Annotated in this window: 14 protein-coding genes; 3 read left to right on the top strand and 11 right to left on the bottom strand. The window is 27.5% G+C overall.

The annotated features are described in order from the left end of the window. Nucleotides 1-3: 3 nt before the first annotated feature. Nucleotides 4-732, bottom strand: coding sequence for a type III pantothenate kinase (locus AC0B4S_RS02305; RefSeq protein ID WP_465101506.1), 729 nt, complete (start codon nt 730-732; stop codon nt 4-6). Between the two features lie 6 nt (nt 733-738). Then, nucleotides 739-3,126, bottom strand: a complete 2,388-nt coding sequence (gene leuS / locus AC0B4S_RS02300) for a leucine--tRNA ligase (RefSeq protein ID WP_465101505.1) — start codon at nt 3,124-3,126, stop codon at nt 739-741. Between the two features lie 126 nt (nt 3,127-3,252). Here leuS and obgE point away from each other — a divergent pair, with 126 nt between their 5' ends. Together obgE and AC0B4S_RS02290 are read left to right on the top strand one after the other, a co-directional pair. Continuing rightward, nucleotides 3,253-4,518: a GTPase ObgE gene (obgE, locus tag AC0B4S_RS02295; RefSeq protein ID WP_465101504.1), complete on the top strand. Its 1,266-nt coding sequence runs from the start codon at nt 3,253-3,255 to the stop codon at nt 4,516-4,518. 38 nt (nt 4,519-4,556) lie between these two features. Further along, nucleotides 4,557-6,287 carry a GIY-YIG nuclease family protein gene (locus AC0B4S_RS02290; RefSeq protein ID WP_465101503.1) on the top strand — a complete coding sequence of 577 codons (1,731 nt, stop codon included), beginning with the start codon at nt 4,557-4,559 and terminating at the stop codon, nt 6,285-6,287. A 422-nt stretch (nt 6,288-6,709) separates the two neighbouring features. Here the strand turns inward: AC0B4S_RS02290 and AC0B4S_RS02285 are convergent, their stop codons facing one another. The 8 genes from AC0B4S_RS02285 to AC0B4S_RS02250 all read right to left on the bottom strand — a co-directional run bounded on the left by AC0B4S_RS02285 (nt 6,710) and on the right by AC0B4S_RS02250 (nt 16,078). Next, the gene (locus AC0B4S_RS02285; protein ID WP_465101502.1) at nt 6,710-7,309 is read right to left on the bottom strand and encodes an IS30 family transposase; all 600 of its coding nucleotides are present in this window, start codon (nt 7,307-7,309) and stop codon (nt 6,710-6,712) included. Nucleotides 7,310-7,355: 46 nt separating this feature from the next. Then, nucleotides 7,356-8,504, bottom strand: a complete 1,149-nt coding sequence (locus AC0B4S_RS02280) for an IS3 family transposase (protein ID WP_465101350.1) — start codon at nt 8,502-8,504, stop codon at nt 7,356-7,358. A 61-nt stretch (nt 8,505-8,565) separates the two neighbouring features. After that, on the bottom strand, nt 8,566-9,198 hold the full coding sequence (locus AC0B4S_RS02275; protein ID WP_465101501.1) for a hypothetical protein: 633 nt from the start codon (nt 9,196-9,198) through the stop codon (nt 8,566-8,568). A gap of 112 nt (nt 9,199-9,310) precedes the next feature. Next, nucleotides 9,311-9,985 carry a hypothetical protein gene (locus AC0B4S_RS02270; protein WP_465101500.1) on the bottom strand — a complete coding sequence of 225 codons (675 nt, stop codon included), beginning with the start codon at nt 9,983-9,985 and terminating at the stop codon, nt 9,311-9,313. A gap of 312 nt (nt 9,986-10,297) precedes the next feature. Continuing rightward, entirely contained in the window at nt 10,298-12,763 is a 2,466-nt protein-coding gene (locus tag AC0B4S_RS02265) for a putative immunoglobulin-blocking virulence protein (protein WP_465101499.1), read from the bottom strand. A gap of 99 nt (nt 12,764-12,862) precedes the next feature. Beyond that, nucleotides 12,863-13,576, bottom strand: coding sequence for a peptide chain release factor N(5)-glutamine methyltransferase (gene prmC, locus AC0B4S_RS02260; protein ID WP_465101498.1), 714 nt, complete (start codon nt 13,574-13,576; stop codon nt 12,863-12,865). Next, a complete protein-coding gene (prfA, locus tag AC0B4S_RS02255; RefSeq protein WP_465101497.1) occupies nt 13,576-14,655 on the bottom strand; it encodes a peptide chain release factor 1 in 1,080 nt (359 codons plus the stop codon). The genes prmC and prfA overlap by 1 nt, the downstream gene beginning before the upstream one ends. Before the next feature lie 238 nt (nt 14,656-14,893). Beyond that, the gene (locus AC0B4S_RS02250; protein WP_465101464.1) at nt 14,894-16,078 is read right to left on the bottom strand and encodes an IS30 family transposase; all 1,185 of its coding nucleotides are present in this window, start codon (nt 16,076-16,078) and stop codon (nt 14,894-14,896) included. Between the two features lie 151 nt (nt 16,079-16,229). Here AC0B4S_RS02250 and AC0B4S_RS02245 point away from each other — a divergent pair, with 151 nt between their 5' ends. After that, nucleotides 16,230-18,053: a restriction endonuclease subunit S gene (locus tag AC0B4S_RS02245; RefSeq protein ID WP_465101496.1), complete on the top strand. Its 1,824-nt coding sequence runs from the start codon at nt 16,230-16,232 to the stop codon at nt 18,051-18,053. 80 nt (nt 18,054-18,133) lie between these two features. Here the strand turns inward: AC0B4S_RS02245 and AC0B4S_RS02240 are convergent, their stop codons facing one another. Continuing rightward, nucleotides 18,134-18,907: a hypothetical protein gene (locus AC0B4S_RS02240; RefSeq protein ID WP_465101495.1), complete on the bottom strand. Its 774-nt coding sequence runs from the start codon at nt 18,905-18,907 to the stop codon at nt 18,134-18,136. Nucleotides 18,908-18,918: the final 11 nt, after the last annotated feature.

Genomic DNA, 18,918 nt, shown 5'->3' with positions numbered 1-18,918 from the left:
ATTTTAAGTATATTTTGAAGCAATTAAAATCATTGCTTCAATTACACTATGTAAAATAATATTGGTTAAGTTGAATTTTTGAAAATATTTTAAATCACCACCAGTATAAAAAACTGGCAAATTTATTCTATTTATATCATTTATCAAACCGATAATACCGTAATAATTACCATTAATTATACCAATTGATAATGCATCTTTAGTATTAGTAGCTAATGATTTTGCTATTTGATAATTTAAATCTTGCTTATTTATTAATGAAATATTTTCAAAGAATGATTTTACACCTTGCTTAATACCCGGAAGTAAGATTACTCCTTCAAGAGTTTTATCAATAATTTGGGTAATAACAGTTGCGCTGCCAAGCGAAACTAAAATAGCAGATTGATACTTATTGGCAATTAAATAAGTATTTAATAAAATATCAATTCCTACTTCTTTAAATTTAATTAAAGGGTTTAATTCTAAAGTAAGGTTTTTAAATATAAATTGATGGTTAATTAACTGAATCTTAATTTTTAGTCGTGTTATAATGTTTATTAATTTATTTGTATATTTTAAATTTACACTACATAATCATGCTTTTTTTATTTTATGACTAAAATTATCCAAGATTTCTTTAATTAATTTATATGAAATTAATTTAACATTTAAAACCTTCACAATTGTTTTATTATCTTGTGTTTGAAAACCTATTTTTAAAGTTGTATTACCTAAATCTAAATAAATCATTATTGATTAAACATTAAAAATAATAATTTTACCTTTAATAAATTCTTTGTGTTTAATTTCTTTGCCTTCTATAAATTTTTGTACATTTGGATGGTTTTGAGCTAAAGCAATAATTTGCTGATCATCTATATCTGCAGTTTTTTCAATAATAGCCCGAACTTTTCCATTAACTTGCACAACTACTTTAACTATTGATTCTTTGATTAGTGATTGATTATATAAAGGCCAAATTTGGTCTTTTATTTGTTTTTTGTCTAAAAGTTCTAATAATTCTTCAGAAATATGTGGAGCTAGTGTTGAAAGCATAATCAAGAAATCAACTAAAGGTTGAAGGTTATTTAATTTTGTTACTTTATATAAAGCATTAATAAAGACCATAAGTTTACTAATTGCAATATTAAATTTTAATTGATCGATTGCTTCGGCTACTTCTTTAATTGTTGCTTGTCATACTGAATTAAATTCTTCATCTTCATATGAATCATCAATTAAAGTAGGATTTAAAGCAAATTTTTCAATAATCACAAAAACACGGTCTAACCACTTACGAATACCTTTAATTGAACTCACACTTCATTCTTTCGTATCAGTTAATGGGCCCATAAACATTTCATAAACCCGTAAAGTATCAGCGCCATATTCATTAACAATATCATCCGGGTTAATGACATTACCCCTACTTTTAGACATTTTTTGCCCATCAGGTCCCAAAATCATTCCTTGATTAACTACCTTCATAAAAGGCTCAGATACTGGCAAAATATTTATATCATATAAAAATTTATGTCAAAATCTAGAATAGATTAAATGCCCAACAGCATGTTCTTGTCCACCGATATATAAATCAACGGGAAGCCATTTTTGAAATCTTTGATATGCTTCTTTACTTTGGATATCTAAATATGTTCCATCTGAATTTTTTAAAATATAGGCTAAGAAATATCATGAACTACCTGCCCATTGCGGCATGGTATTTGTTTCTCTGCGGTATTTTTTACCATTACGTTCAAAATATAACCATTCTCTATTATTAGCAAGTGGTGATTCACCAGTTAGTGATGGTTTAATATTTTCCATATATGGCAATTCAACAATATTTTCTTCTAAGTAAATATTGTTATCTTCATCAAAGTAAACTGGAAAAGGTTCTCCTCAATATCTTTGGCGCGAGAAAATTCAATCCCTTAGTTTATATGATATTTGACTTTGTGCTAAGTTTTGTTCTTTTAATAAATTAAAAACTAAAATTGTCCGTTCTTGTTTAGATTGCTTTTCAAAATTAACTAAATCAATTATGCCAAAGTTTTTAGTTGGAAGAATCGAAGGTACAGCTAAGTTATATTTAGTAGCAAATTCTTGATCGCGTTCATCTTCGGCTGGAACACCCATAATTGCCCCAGTTCCATAAGTATTTAAAACATAATTAGATGTTCAAATTGGTAAAACTTCTTGAGTAATTGGATGAATGACATTTAAACCAGTGTATACACCTATTTTCTCTTTATTATTTGAAATCCTGTCTCGATCACTAATTGTTTTAGCATATTCTAAGAATTCATTTACTTCTTTTTGGTTTTTAACTCTTTTAATAATATCATGTTCGGGAGCAACAATTAAAAAACTTACTCCAAAAATTGTATCAATTCTTGTGGTAAAAACTTCAATAAAATCATCTGAATTTTCTAATTTGAATTTAACAATATGTCCGACAGATTTTCCAATTCAGTTTTCTTGCAATGTTTTTAGTGATTCTGAAAAATCAACATCTTTTAATCCTTCTAAAAGTTTTTCAGCATATGCAGTGATTTTTAAGACTCATTGTCTCATTGGTTTACGAATAACTGGGAAATTGCCTCTCTCACTAACTCGTTGACCATTTTCATCAGTTATAACCTCTTCATTAGCTAAGACAGTTCCAAGTTCTTCACACCAGTTAACATCAATTTCTTTAATTTCGGCAAGGCCTTGTTCGTATAACTTTTTAAAAATTCATTGTGTTCATTGGTAATATTTTGGATCAGTTGTATCAATTTCTTTATCTCAGTCAAATGATATTCCAAGACTTTTAAGTTGCTTTTTAAAAGTTTTAATATTATCTTGTGTAAAAGTTGCTGGATGGTTACCAGTTTTTAAGGCATATTGCTCAGCGGGTAAACCAAAGGCATCTCACCCAATTGGATGAAGGACATCAAAACCATTTAAACGTTTATAACGAGCTACAATATCAGTAGCTGTATAACCTTCAGGATGACCAACATGCAGCCCTGCTGCTGAGGGATATGGAAACATATCTAAAGCATAAAATTTCTTATCATGATTATTTGTTGTTTTGAAAGCTTGAGTTTTTTCTCAAATTGCTTGCCATTTTTGTTCAACTTCTTTGTGTTTATACATAGTTAACTAATTATAACCTAAAATAACTATATATATAATATATAACTTAAATAATATATAATATGATATTATAAGTATAATTAAGTAAATTAAAAAGTTGATATCATATTATAGAAGGAGAAACAAATGGCAAGATTTATTGATGAAATAACAATTTCATTACAAGGCGGTAAAGGCGGAAATGGAATGATTTCTTTCCGCCGCGAAGCCCACGTAGATAAAGGTGGGCCTGATGGGGGTGACGGAGGCCGTGGTGGTCATATTTATTTTGTAGGAGACCATGGAAAAAATACTTTACTAAGTTTTTATAAAAATAAACATATTAAAGCAGAAGATGGTGTTAATGGAGGCCCTAAAAACTTATATGGAGCTAATGCTAAAGATACCTACATTAAAGTTCCAATTGGAACTTTAGTATATAATGGTGAAAAATTAATTGCCGACGTAATTGAGGCAAATACACCATATTTAGTAGCAAATGGTGGAAAAGGGGGGCGGGGTAATAATAAATTCAAAACAGCCAAAAACACCGCACCTAAAATAGCTGAAAATGGGATGCCTGGGGAAAAATATGAGGCTAAAATAGTTTTGAAAATTTTATCTGATGTTGGGTTAGTTGGTAAACCTTCTGCTGGTAAATCAACTTTTTTAAATGCAATTTCTAATGCAAATGCAAAAGTAGCTGAATATGAATTTACTACCTTAGTTCCCCAACTTGGAATGGTTAAATATCATGATGATTCATTTACAATTGCTGATTTACCAGGGCTTATTAAAGGAGCTTCACTAGGAAAAGGTTTAGGAATACAATTTTTAAAACATATCGAAAGATGTCGAATTATTGCTCATATTATTGATTTTGGATCAGTTGATAAAGATCCTGTCATTGATTATCAAACAATTAATAATGAACTTAGCTCTTATAATTTAAAACTGGAAGAAAAACCTCAAATTGTAATTGCAAATAAATCTGATATGGATGTTTTTCAAGATAATATTGCCAAATTTAAACAAACATACCCAGATATAGAAATCATTGAAATTTCAGCTATTTTTAGGCAAAACCTTGAAATAGTTAAAGCTAAATTAGCAAATTTAGTTAAGCAATATGCACATGCAACTATCGAAAAAACAGAAGAAAAAATTAAAGTTATTGAATATGAACCAGATTTTAAAATTGCAAGCCCTTATAAGGGACATTTTATAATAAGTGGTAAAAAAGTCGAAGAGTTATATAATAAAATTCCAATTAATACTTATGATAATTTAGTTCGTTTTAATAATATTCTTAAAAAAATGGGTGTTTGAGATGAATTAATTAAAAGAGATATAACCCCTGGTGATACTGTATCAATTTACGGGTTTGAATTTGAATGAGAAAATGAATCATAAAAAACAAAGCAACGCTTTGTTTTTTGTATAATTTTATTATGAATGATTTTTCTTTAGAATTACATGAAAAAGTGAATGCAGTAGCAAATAAACCAGGGATTTATTTATGAAAAGATGAAACTGGTAATATTATTTATATTGGAAAAGCAAAAAACATTAAAAAAAGATTAAAACAATATTTACAAGGATTGGAAAATTCATATAAAACTACCAAAATGTTTCAAGAATTAGCAGACTTTGAAATCGTTTATACTCTTAATGAACGTGATGCATTACATCTTGAAGAGAAAATGATTAAAGAGTATAAACCAAAATATAACATTAAGCTTGTAAATTCGCAAAAAAATCCTTATATTAAAATAAGTATTAATAAAAAGAACTTGATTAATTTCAGTTTTAATTCAAAAGTATTTAAAAATAATGATCCTGATACAAATTATTATTTTGGACCTTTATTTTATAATGATGATCATAAAAACTTTATTAACGTATTTAAGAGCATTTATACATATAAAAACGGATTTTTGATTACTAGCCAAAGTTTAGAAGAAGCCAAAAATATATTCAACGAAATAAAAAGTATTTTTGAATTTAAAAATAATAATTTTAATCAAAAATTACAAGAATTAGAAAATGAGTTTGCATCTAAATTAGATTTTCAAAATGCATTAATGTATAAAAAAGCACAAGATTTTTTAATTAAAACAAAAATGCCTCAGATTACAGAAATTCATAAAATTAGTTTAATTGATTATATTTATGTTAAACAAATTAATCAATTAATATTTATAGCCCTCAAAACATATAATTATGGGATAGTCACAAATATAAGTATTAAATATTATGAATTTAATGGATTATTACAAGAATTTTTAGAATACTTTTTAAATAATTATTATAAAGATAAAATTATCCCTAAAAAACTTTATTTAAATAATGAATTAGAATCTTTAGACTTAATTATAAATAATGAAATGCAGAAAATAATTAGTTATCCAAAAGTTGGCATAAATCAAAAAATTTTAAATAACTTAAGAGATAATATTGAAGAAAAATATCAATCCTTAGGTTTAAATATAAATGAAAATATTTTACAAGAATTAAGCCTTAAGTTAGGCTATCAAGATTTAATCCAAAATATTTATATCTTTGATAATTCATTTGAAAAATCAAAAGATGGAGTGGGTGTTGTATTAAGTTTTAACTTAAAATCTAGCTCAAAACCCAAAGTATTTAAATGGTCTTTGGAAAAAGATATTCAAAAATTTAGTACTGAAGATGATTTAAAATATATGTATTTAAATACACTTCAATTTTTAAAAGTAAATCATGATAAAATTAATCAAAATGATCTTTTTGTTGCTGATGGAGCAATTAGTCAAATTAACGAAATTAAAGAAGCTTTAAAGAATTATAATTTTAACAATAAGGTAATTGGTTTAGTTAAAAACCAAAAGCATCAAACAAGTAAAGTTATTAATGATCAAAATATAACTTTAGAATTATCAATTAGTACTTTCAATTTTTTAAGCAATATTCAGTTCTTAGTAGATAAAAAAGCAAAAGAATATTTAAATAAAACACGTAACAACAAAATTAACAATTCACTACTCTTGCAAATACCTGGAATTGGTAAAAATATAGAAAATAAATTACTGCAAGCATTTTCTAATATCAAAAAAATAAAAAATGCACCAATATCAGAAATAGCCAATGTTGTTGGAAATAAGTTAGCATTAAAAATTAAAGAATATTTTGAAAATAAATAATATCTATTATAAGAAAGTAAAAGAATAACAATATTCAGATACTTCTGAATATTGTTATGTCTATTTGCTCCAATCGTTCAATTTTCTTATTACTAAGATATTATTCATATTCAAAATTAATATTTAAATCATCAACATTTTGAATGTTTGTTTTATCAATAATTAAAAAATAAGTTTTATGTTTTTTGGAAAAGTCACTTGCGAGATATTAACAAAATAATTGCGTTTTAATTTTATGTTTTTTGGAAAAGTCACTTGCGAGATGTTAACAAAATAATTGTCTTTTAATTTTAACATAATTTTTACATAAAAAATGTATGCTAAAACAGAAAACACGGCAGTGTTTTCTCGTCGGTTTTGCTTACTTTTGCCAAAAGTAAGGCCCCTTTGATTGCAATCAAAGGCGGGGGATTAAAAATTTCTTAGGTTATCTTATATTGGCTTACAACTTGCCGATAGTTATTTATTTTATCCATCATATAATCAATTTCTTGCTGAGAGTATTTATCTAAGCTTTTTCCTTTGGGAATGTAATACCTAATTAAGCGGTGCATATTTTCTATTGAACCTTTTTGTCATGAACTATATGGTTGGCATTTAAATAATCTTTCAGTTGGAATTACCTCGTGCAATAAGAAATTTTCACTACCATTATCAACAGTTAAAGTTTTAATGTCTAAGTTATGTTTCTTGATTAGTTTGATAAGAGTTTGTTTGATAGCTTTGGAGTTGCGTTTTGAGAGCATAGCATAAGACATTCTGGTTTGCCGTTCAATTATGGTTACAATACAATATGCGTCATTGATTTTACCAATAACGGTGTCTAATTCAAAATGGCCGTGTTCAGAGCGATCATTAATATAAGCTGGACGTTTCGAAATTTCTGTTGCATATTTTAATGTTTTAGGTTTGGTTTGCTTCTTCTTCCTTATGCCATATTTTCCTTCAGATTTTTTAACAATGTGGTCAAATTCAAGGAAATAAACTGGGAAATTTTTTTCGGACGGTTTTACCTTCCCCAACCATACCATTTGGCTAAGCCAAACGGAATGCTTTGGGAAGGTTTTTTTATCTTATTCTTTTATAATTATATCAGTTTATAAATTCTTTGATTTTTTGTGATAATTCAATAAAAGTAAGCTTTTTACAGGTTTGATCAAAATTTGGAAAAATCTCGCTTTTAAGAATTGAAAAGAAATATTCAATTTCACGGTTGTCTAAACTATTGCCAATTCTTGACATTGATATTTTACCTTTTAGCAATTCTATTTTTTTAGTATATTCAACCGACGAATAAGCAGATCCGTGGTCAGAATGTAAAATAAAATTTTTTTTGAATTTTGTATTACTGATATTATTCAAAATTAGTTCGGTATCATTTCTAAGTGATAATTCATAGGTCACAAACTTAGTTTTATGGTCGATAATTGCGGATAAATAAATATGATTTTGCTCAATGTCTTTTGGTGCTGGTATGTAGGTCACGTCTGTTGCATATATATTATTGTTGATTGAATTATAATCTCGTTTTACTAAATCAGGCACTTTAACACAAGTATTTTTAGATTCTTTGTTTTTACGTTTTTGTCTAACAAATGTTTTTAAATTAAGTTTTTTCATATAATTCCCAAGGGTTCTAGGATTTATTTGAATATTATATTCTTGGAAAATATATTTAGCAAGCCTCCTTCGTCCATACCTTTCTTTATTTTCGACAAAACTTTTAAAAATTATTTCTTTGTGTTTGACATTTATCTCTTTAGCTTTGTTGTTATCTTTCAATTTCTCATAATATGTGGATCTTGCTATTAAAAAAATTTTTGCCTTGTATTTTGATGAAAGATTTTCAATTTCTTTAATATTTTTAATATCTGCATCAATATTATTTTCATTAAAAATTCGATAGTAGTATTTTATAACTGCATCTTTTTCATCATCTTTAAGAGTATTAATTCATGTATAATCGAGAACTTTCTTTTTCTTTCTCCCAACACCTTTATCTTTCTTGGGTGATTTACCGCTTTGTGATTCTATGTTCATATTTAAATTATACAGTTTTCTTTTCTTTAACATATTTTTCATTGATTCTTTGTTTCAGTATGCTTTTCTGATGTCAAAACAGAAATTTTCAAATTCTGCTTTGGTTATTCCCAGGTTCAAGTATTTATCGTATAAGTCAAAAATTTTAATTCATTCTTTAGTCTTTAAATGTCTCATAACTACCTCTTTTTCTTTATATTAAAAATATTCGGATTTTGTCCGAATATTTCTTCCCTGTCTAAAAATAAGGGTATTTTTTAATTATTTTATAAATTGTACTAGGTGAGGGAGCAAATTCATCAGGGGATAATTTTTTAAAAGAATTCACAAGATAGGTAACTGATTTCTTAACTTCTTTTTGCTGCAAATTCTTTTTATTTCTATTTTTATTGTATGTATTAAGCTCACTATACCAATATTTTCTGTAGGCCTTTCATTTCTCTTTAATTGTATCACTTACAAAAAAGAGTCGCGAAAATGAATATCCTGATAAATGTTCGTATAGCTTGCTAAAATTAAGGGTTTTAACCCGCATTACTCTTTTTGAACACTTAGGACAAACATAGCGATTTTGTTTATCTAAACTAAGTGGTCTGCGATTTGTAATAATTTTAATTTTGCTTTTTATACTTCGAATGTCTCTGTTAAAAATCTTGGCTACTTCTTGGATTGAGAAGCCTTCAGAAAGTTCTTGTAAAATATTATAAAGTTGTTCTAGATCGATTTGATCTGATCGTAATTTTCGTTGTGTTCCAAGAGCTCCTTGCATTTTCAAGATAGTATTATGATTCTCTTCGATTTTAAAATGTTGATATTTATTTTCTTTTCGATATTTGTCAAAAACACAAATATATTTTTCTAAATTTTTCATATAATTTTAAAGTCTCCTTTCATTTTTTTAAAATTTATTAATACAACTATTTTATTACAAGGCAGACAAAAACAATGTCACATGCAAAAAAACTTGCATGTGACATTTCCATTTAATAAAAATAAGTTTTAAACCAATCGTCAGCACCAACAGATGCATTTCCACCTAATTTTTTGTCTGAATGAAATATGAAGAATCGATAACTATTATTAAAATTGAATTTAATATTTAGTTGCTGTGCTGCCTTATCAAAAGCAAAGCTTTTGATATTTAAACCTTTTTCTCTGTTATCTGATTCTGAAATTTTTTTATATAAATAATTATTTAAAATTACAATATCTTGTGTATCAAAATTAACTTTATCTAATAAGTCAATATGTTCTTGAATTATTTTTTCTTTATTTTGGTATTTTCTTGGATTATGTTTTTGTAATAACTGAATAAATTGTTTTTGATTTTTTATTAAATAGCTTGTTAGTTTTAAATTGTCTGTTTGTCATTTTAGTTTATTTACACTATCATAATTAATATTATTAAAATACTTATATACAATGTCACTAGAAAGATAATTAAATTCGTTTTCTTGACTATTTTCTTTTCATCTAGAATAACTATCCTTATCCTTATCTAGGATTTTATCTTCATCTATAAAAAATAGTCTTGGACTTACACCTTCTTTGGTCCAAGCATTTTTATCATTGTTTCAATAGGTGTGCTCAGAAATTAAACGAGATTTTTCAATTGTTTTAACTTCATAAAAGTAAACTCCAAGCAAAGATGCAGTCAAAATAGCTAGGACAAAAGTTGCCAGAAAATACTTTATAAACTTTTTTTCTTAGTTTTGTTTCACATATGTAATTTCAACTTCTACGTTTTGTTGTTCCCTTTTATAAATTTAATAAAATTTTTATAAAATTTATTTATGTTCATGAACATACTCCTTTTAAATATTGTTTACGTAATAAATAAATTAACTAATTTGCCTTAAATAATATATATAAGGCATTTTTATTATATCATTTTTTTGATATTTAAATTAATGTTATATATAATAAAAAAATATCTGGAAATATTTCCAGATATTTTAAATCGTTGTTTACTAAATTACTTCATATTGATCATCTTCAGTTTCAAAGCGGGCATTAAATCCTGCACCTTTGAGTGCTTGAAGAATTTTATTTTGTCCTGTTTCAACAATAATTTCTGTGTTTGAATTAAATGTTCCATCGCTTCAATTGATTAATGTACGTAAGTTAGCGATACCAGCTCCAGTTAATGTATCGCCATTAGTTTTATCAAGTGAGAAGAATTTAATTTTCTTAGTACTTTTGCCATTACTAAAGAAGATTTTTGAGCGATCGTCAGGAGTTTGTGGACCTTCAGTGATTAAAATCTCACTAAATTGAGCCACATTCATTTCGGCAGCTGATACTTCTCAAGTATCAGAATTATTGTAAAGTTTAATGCGTTTTAATCTACGTTTTGAGGAATTATTCCCTAAAATATCGTGGAACTGCATTCCTGCTAAAGTTTTAACACTTGGGGCATAGCTAAAATCTACACCAAGAGGCCATGAGTTTCCGTCTCTTCCAGAATCAGGCTTTGTTCCACTGCCTCAACCACCTTGGAAAATTCGTTCATTGTTTCTGGTTCAATATGCCATTCTTAAGCCTAAGTTAACTTTCTTAAGATCATAATCACCTTTTTCATTTTTAACATCTTCTTCATCAAATGATAAATTATCAAAGGTAATACGAGTATAAATTCTTTCTTGACTATTTAAGTATGCTCAGTTAACATTGTAATCATTCATATTTACTCAAGCAACTTTATTTAAAGCTCAAGGGTTAATTGCCCAATCGTTAGCATTACCATTTAATTTTTGGTCCGTATACATTGCAAGCTCATCAATTTCTTTATCTTTAATAAACCTAATTGCAGAAGTATTCTTAGATGCAAAGAATAATTCTAATAAAGGTAATTTTGTAGGTAAAGCAGCAAAAATTTTATCCATATTTTGATCTGCACCAACTAAACCAATATTTTTGAAACGATATCCAGTAATTTCATAACCATCTTTTTTCAGTCTTTCAATTAAAGCAAGCGCATTTTGGTAAGCTTTTGGTTGTTCAACATCAATTTCAACAACGGTCGCTTCTGTACGGTTAACACCTTGAATTTCCTCGCGTCTTGTATATTTAGTAATTGTAATACCATAAAAACCACCTATTAAGTCACCATATCCTTTATTAATAAATTCTTGATTTAAAATACGATCATCTCAATTGTAATATTTACCACGTTTAATATCATCTGAATTTCTGGTTGGCCATTGCGAATTATTACCTAATACTTTCTTAAATTTATTATCTTCAGTGTAACGACGTTGCACATTATTAATTGGTGGGCTAAAAGTATATGATTCTCATTCACCTTTTTCATTTACTCAAGTTTGGGTGTATTCCTCTGGAATAACAAAACCATTTTGTAATTGGCGTTGCACTTCTGCACTAACTTTAGTAATTTTGCTTTGGTCAATGTGCATTAATAAAAGTAATCTACCATATGGAACACGAATTTTATCATTTGATCTATATGGTTTTCATTCAACTATTTTTGGATCATCTCACCACCTGTCAAAGTTGGCTAAACCAGTTGGATCAACAAAAGTTCTTAATAATTCTTTATTTTGCAATAATCTTTCATAACGTGCTCATAAATTACCTAATTGCTCAGGTGCCCCTCCATCTCCAGCTAAGTATGCATTTAAATTTTCAATGTCTTGATTTTCATCGTGGAATAAATCATAATAACCAACACCCTTATTCTGAAAAATATAATCATTTTTCTTAGCTCCTCTTGCAGCAATAACACCACTAAGACGAATGTTTTCTTCAGTTAAAGCACCAGTAATTGATACAATCTCTTCAAATTCATTTTGGTATGGAATACGGTTGGCAATTCCATTATTTATATCATATTTTTCATCCTTAGGCGGATTTAAAACATCGATTTCGGCAAGATATTTAATTCCACCTTGGTTAATTTCTCTTTTTTCTCTACGTTGTACTCTTTGATATTCGGGCTCAGGTTGCTTAGGTTTAGGTTCTGGTTCAACTTTAATTGGTTGAGTTGGCACAGGAGCCACAGGAGGAGCCGGAACTGGTTCTTCAACTGGAGGAACTGGGGCAGGTACTGGCACAACATCATCCTCAATTTTTGGAGGATCTTCAGGTTTTGTCTCTTCTTTAATTTCTTCTTTAGGATCTTCAATAATCTTCGGAGGATCTTGAACAATTATAACTGGTTTGTCAATTTCTAAGGGTGGAGTTGGTTTAATTTCTTCTGGTTTGCGATCTAAATTATCATCAAAAGCATTTGGGAGTGAATTCTTTGGATCAGCTTTATCGTTATCTAAAAAAGTATTAACTCCTTGTTGGATGTTATACTTGTATCTATTTTGAGCATCAATTTGTAATGATTGAATAGTTGTAAAAATAGTAGTTGCTCCAAGAGCACTGGATACAACTAATAAACCTATTTTATGTTTTCTTCTAAACTTCATATACTTCCTTTACTTATATAAATATTTATACATTATTTTCTTTTATTTACTTCTCATTATATTATACCAGAATAATATATATAAATATATATATTAATTTTAAAATCTCAATTTAACTATTCTAGGTAAATTTGCAATATCATTGATTATTTCAATATGGTATTTATTAGTTAAACTTACCCACCAATCATAATGTAACGGATTAATTTCAAAATAAATTAATCCGTTTTTAGTTAAATAATTAGGAGCGTGGTTAATAATCTTTTTATAAAATTCAAGGCCATCATCATTAGCAAATAATGCATTATGAGGCTCAAAATTTAAAACAGATTTATCAAGTTTTTCATCATGTGATAAATATGGTGGATTACAAACAATTAAATCAAAAAGGTTATTACTTAAATTTTTAAATAAATCACTTTGATAAATATTAACATGTAAATCATTTATTTGAGCATTAATTTTAGTTTGTTTAATTGCTTCAACTGAAATATCACTTAATGTAATATCCCATATTGGCCTAGCTTTTTTTAAAGCAAGGCCAATAAAACCTGATCCTGCACATAAATCAAGTACTTTTATATTAGAAGAACTAGTATGATCATTCAAAACTTGTAAAATAAGTTCTTCGGTTTCATAACGAGGGATTAAGACATTATGTGAAAGATCAATTTTAACATTTGCCATTTCAATATAACCAATAATTTTTTGAACTGGCATTCCTTTATTTAGTAATTCTTCTTCAAAAGAAGATATAGTTTGCCTTAGACCGTATCTTCTTTTTTCTAATAACAAATCTGCTTTAGTTGCCATTAAAAATTAGAATCCTGTAATTTTAAATTTTGTTCTTCGGTTAATAATGCTTCAATTATAGCATTTAGTTTACCATTCATAATTGAAGTTAATGAGCTTGAGTAGGTGATACGGTGATCAGTGACACGATCTTGTGGGTAATTATATGTTCTAATTTTTTCACTACGGGCTCCAGAGCCAGCTAACTTGCGGTAACCAGATTCTTCTGCTTGTTTTTTTTGTAATTCTAAATCATACAATTTAGATTTTAAAATCCGCAATGCAATTTCTTTATTTTGAATTTGGCTTTTACCTTCTTGACATGAAACAACTATTCCGCTTGGATAGTGAGTAATTCTTACAGCTGAATCAGTTGTGTTAACAGATTGCCCGCCATTTCCACTTGAGCGAAACACATCAATCCTAATATCTTCAGTTTTAATTTGAATATCAATATCTTCATCAATTTCAGGCATAACAGTCACTGTTGCAGTAGAAGTATGAATTCTACCTTTCGTTTCGGTAACTGGAACCCTTTGCACCCTATGCACCCCAGATTCAAACTTTAATTTAGAATAAGGTTTTTCTCCTTTAATTGAAAAAGTAATTAATGTAAAACCTCCTGATTCAGCACTTGATGATTCTAAGATACCTATTTTCATATTATTTTGTGCAGCTCATTTTGAATACATTTTATAAAGATCACCTGCAAAAATATTTGCTTCATCGCCTCCAGCTGCACCTCTTATTTCAACAATCACATCTTTTTCATCATTCTCATCTTTAGGCAAGATGAGAATTTTTAGTTCACTTGATAATTGTTTTAAGCTAGCCTCATTTTCTTGAATTTCTAATTTTGCTAACTCAATTAAATCTGGATCTTTTTCTAAAGTTAATAATTCTTTAGCAGTTTTTAAATTTGATTCAGCATTTAAATAATTATTAAAAGTTTCTACAATATCACTAATTGAGTTAAGTTCTTTATTTATTTTATTATATTTTTTAATATCATTAATTACATCTGGGTTAACTAACTCAGATTTAAGTTGATCATATTTTGCTTTAATTTGTTGCAATGAACTATACATCTTTAATTCCATAGTGTTTTAATTTTACCATAATAAAGATTTATAAATTATGTTAAAATTAAATGTTTTTTGGAAAAGTCACTTGCGAGATATTAACAAAATAATTGTCTTTTAATTTTAACATAATTTTTAGATAAAAAAATGTATGAGAAAACAGAAAACACGGCAGTGTTTTCTCGTCGGTTTTGCTTACTTTTGCCAAAAGTAAGGCCCCTTTGATTGCAATCAAAGGCGGGGGATTAAAAAAATTTTAAGTTATCTTATATTTCCGGACAACTTGCCGATAGTTATTTATTTTTTTCATCATATAATCAATTTCTTGCTGAGAGTATTTATCTAAGCTTTTTCCTTTGGGAATGTAATACCTAATTAAGCGGTGCATATTTTCTATTGAACCTTTTTGTCATGAACTATATGGTTGGCATTTAAATAATCTTTCAGTTGGAATTACCTGGTGCAATAAGACATTTTCACTACCATTATCAACTGTTAAAGTTTTAATGTCTAAGTTATGTTTCTTGATTAGTTTTAGAAGAGTCTGTTTTATAGCTTTGGAGTTGCGTTTTGAGAGCATAGCATAAGACATTCTGGTTTGCCGTTCAATTATCGTCACAATACAATATGTATCATTGATTTTACCAATAACGGTGTCTAATTCAAAATGGCCGTGTTCAGAGCGATCATTAATATAAGCTGGACGTTTCGAAATTTCCGTAGCATATTTTAATGTTTTAGGTTTGGTTTGTTTTTTCTTCCTTATGCCATATTTGCCTTCAGATTTTTTAACAATGTGGTCAAAATCAAGAAAATAAGGGTATTTTTTAATTATTTTATAAATTGTACTAGGTGAGGGAGCAAATTCATCAGGGGATAATTTTTTAAAAGAATTTACAAGATAGGTAACTGATTTCTTAACTTCTTTTTGCTGCAAATTCTTTTTATTTCTATTTTTAGTATATGTATTAAGCTCACTATACCAATATTTTCTGTAGGCCTTTCATTTATCTTTAATTGTATCACTTACAAAAAAGAGCCTCGCAAATGAATAGCCTAATAAATGTTCGTATAGTTTAGTAAAATTAAGAGTTTTAACACGCATTACTCTTTTTGAACACTTAGGACAAACATAGCGATTTTGTTTATCTAAACTAAGTGGTCTGCGATTTGTAATAATTTTAATTTTGCTTTTTATACTTCGAATGTCTCTGTTAAAAATCTTAGCTACTTCTTGGATTGAGAAGCCTTCAGAAAGTTCTTGTAAAATATTATAAAGTTGTTCTAGATCGATTTGATCTGATCGTAATTTTCGTTGCGACTCAAGTGCTCCTTGCATTTTCAAGATAGTGTTGTAATTCTCTTCAATTTTAAAATGTTGATATTTATTTTCTTTTCGATATTTGTCAAAAACACAAATATATTTTTCTAAATTTTTCATATAATTTTAAAGTCTCCTTTCATTTTTTAAAAATTATTAATACAACTATTTTATTACAAGGCAGACAAAAACAATGTCACATGCAAAAAAACTTGCATGTGACATTTCCAATTAATATGTTAAAATTAAATTATTATATATAGGAAAGATTATGAATAGAATAGAAAACTTAATTAAAGAATTATGTCCAGGTGGTGTTGAGTATAAACCACTAAAAGAGTTGTGTTCAATAACAACAGGTAAATTAGACACAAAAGAAAAAGTTGAAGATGGATTATATCCATTTTATACATGTAATATTACTCCATATAAAATAGACAAATTTGCCTTTGATGCTGAAGCAATAATAATTGCTGGTAGTGGCAGCCAGCTTGCACATGTACATTACTATAAAGGTAAATTTAATGCTAATCAACGAACATATGTTTTACAAGGATTTAAAGAAGTTAATCCTTTATTCTTAATGCATTATTTAAAAACATATTTAAGAGATTATGTTTATAAATTTACAATTAATTCAGTAATACCTAATATAACTTTGCCAATTTTGCAAGGTTTTTCAATTCCTCTCCCGCCCCGCGTGATCCAAGATGAAATAGCTAAAATTCTAGATAATTTTACAGAACTTACCACAGAACTTACCACAGAACTTACCACAGAACTTACCACAGAACTTAAATACCGTAAGCAACAATATGAATATTACAGAGATAAATTATTAACTTTTGATAATTCAAAAGTTAATGTTGAGTATAAACCACTAAAAGAATTATGTTCAATAACAACAGGTAAATTAGATACAAAAGAAAAAGTTGAAGATGGATTATATCCATTTTATACATGTAATATTACTCCATATAAAATAGACAAATTTGCCTTTGATGCCGAAGCAATAATAATTGCTGGTAGTGGCAGCCAGCTTGCACATGTACATTACTATAAGGGTAAATTTAATGCTAATCAACGAACATATGTTTTACAAGGATTTAAAGACGTTAATTCATTATTCTTAATGCATTATTTAAAAACATATTTAAGAGATTATGTTTATAAATTTACAATTAATTCAGTAATACCTAATATAACTTTGCCAATTTTGCAAGGTTTTTCAATCCCCCTTCCTCCTCTTCCAGTCCAAAACCGTATTGCAGAAGTCTTAGACAATTTTGAGAAAATTTGTCATGATCTCAAAATTGGCTTGCCTTCTGAAATATCCTTAAGACAAAAACAATATGAATATTATAGAGATCTCTTATTATCATTTAATATTAATGATATTGAGAGAGAGAGAGAGAGAGAGAATAATCCAGGATTAGTCAAATTACTTGAATATGTCTTTGGTTTTGAACTAGTTAATTTTGGGTATGAGGTTAAATATAAACCTTTATGAGAAATAACTACTTGAAACAAAAAGTTTCAAGATGTTGCTTCTCATAAACAACAAGATATTTATAAATACAAAAAATATTTTAGTGCTAAAGAACTAAAAGATTTAGCAGATGATAAAGGTACAATTAAAATCTTAACTACTAATAAAACCAACATATTTGCTAACGAATCAAAAGTTAGCAAATATGTTGATGAGCAAGAAGTAATTTACCTTCCAACGGGTGGCAATGCCATAGTGCAATATTATAAAGGTAAATTCATTACTGGGGGTAATGTAATTGCATTACCTAGAGACAGTAATGAACTAAACATAAAATATTTATATTATGTATTAAATAATAAATTAGATTTAATTGAATCTTATTACAGGGGTGCAGGAATCCAGCATCCACATATGCCTGATATTTTGGAAATTCTTATACCTCTCCCTCCCCTTCAAATTCAAAATAAAATAGCAAGTATCCTAGATAATTTCTCTGACTTAACAAATGATTTAACTAAGGGCTTACCAGCTGAAATAAATCTTAGACAAAAACAATATGAATATTATAGAGATAGATTATTAAACTTTGATAAAGTGAATTAAAACAAACATTTAAAAAAGGAGACAAGGATTAAATATTTGGACAAATTCCAAATATTTAATCCCTGTCTATCAATTTATGTTTATTTTATTCAATCATATTTCATTTCAATGTTTAATGAATTAGAATCAGTTATATCTGTTTTATTAATAATAAAAAAGAAACTTCTATATCAATCGTTTGTCCCAATAGCCGTATCTAAAAGATAATTATTTTCTTCTGGTATTCAGAAATATTTTTTCATATTATAATTTTCTATTCAATCTATTTCAAGTGTTTTTGTTGTTTCGTTGTATGAGTACTCTTTAATATCTCAACCTATTTTTCGGCGATCTCCACGAGCAGGCATGAATGGACTATTATAATTATTTAATAAAATTAGATCTTGAGTTTCAAAATTAACCTTATCTAATAATTCCTTAAATTTTTTAATTATAACTTCTTGGTTTGGGTAAGGGCGAATTTCGCTGCTAACACTTAAAAAAAAGTTTATAAAAACTTGCTTTGTTTTAAAAATATATGTGCTATTTTTTAAATTATCTGATGAGTATATTAAAGGGCTAGATTCATTATTTATATCTAGTTTAATATGCTTATTGCTGTATTTATGTGGCTCATAATAATCATATTTACTTTGCGTATTTAATAGCCGCGCTGGATCTTTTACGAATAAGGGAGGGTATGATCCTTCATTAGTTCAAAGTGTTTTTGTTTTATTTCAATAAGAACTACCACTAATTTCATTGTCTTTTGACCATTGATTATGTTCAACTCTATACCATGTATATAATGATACAGGGACTATTAAAACTGCAGACCCTAGAAAGAGAAGTGGATATTTTATAATTTTTCTCATTTTTAAAGCCA

This window comes from Mycoplasma sp. 6934 (assembly GCF_055523595.1).
The sequence above is the reverse complement of the archived record's forward strand: the minus strand, read 5'-3'. Positions and strand labels throughout refer to the sequence as shown.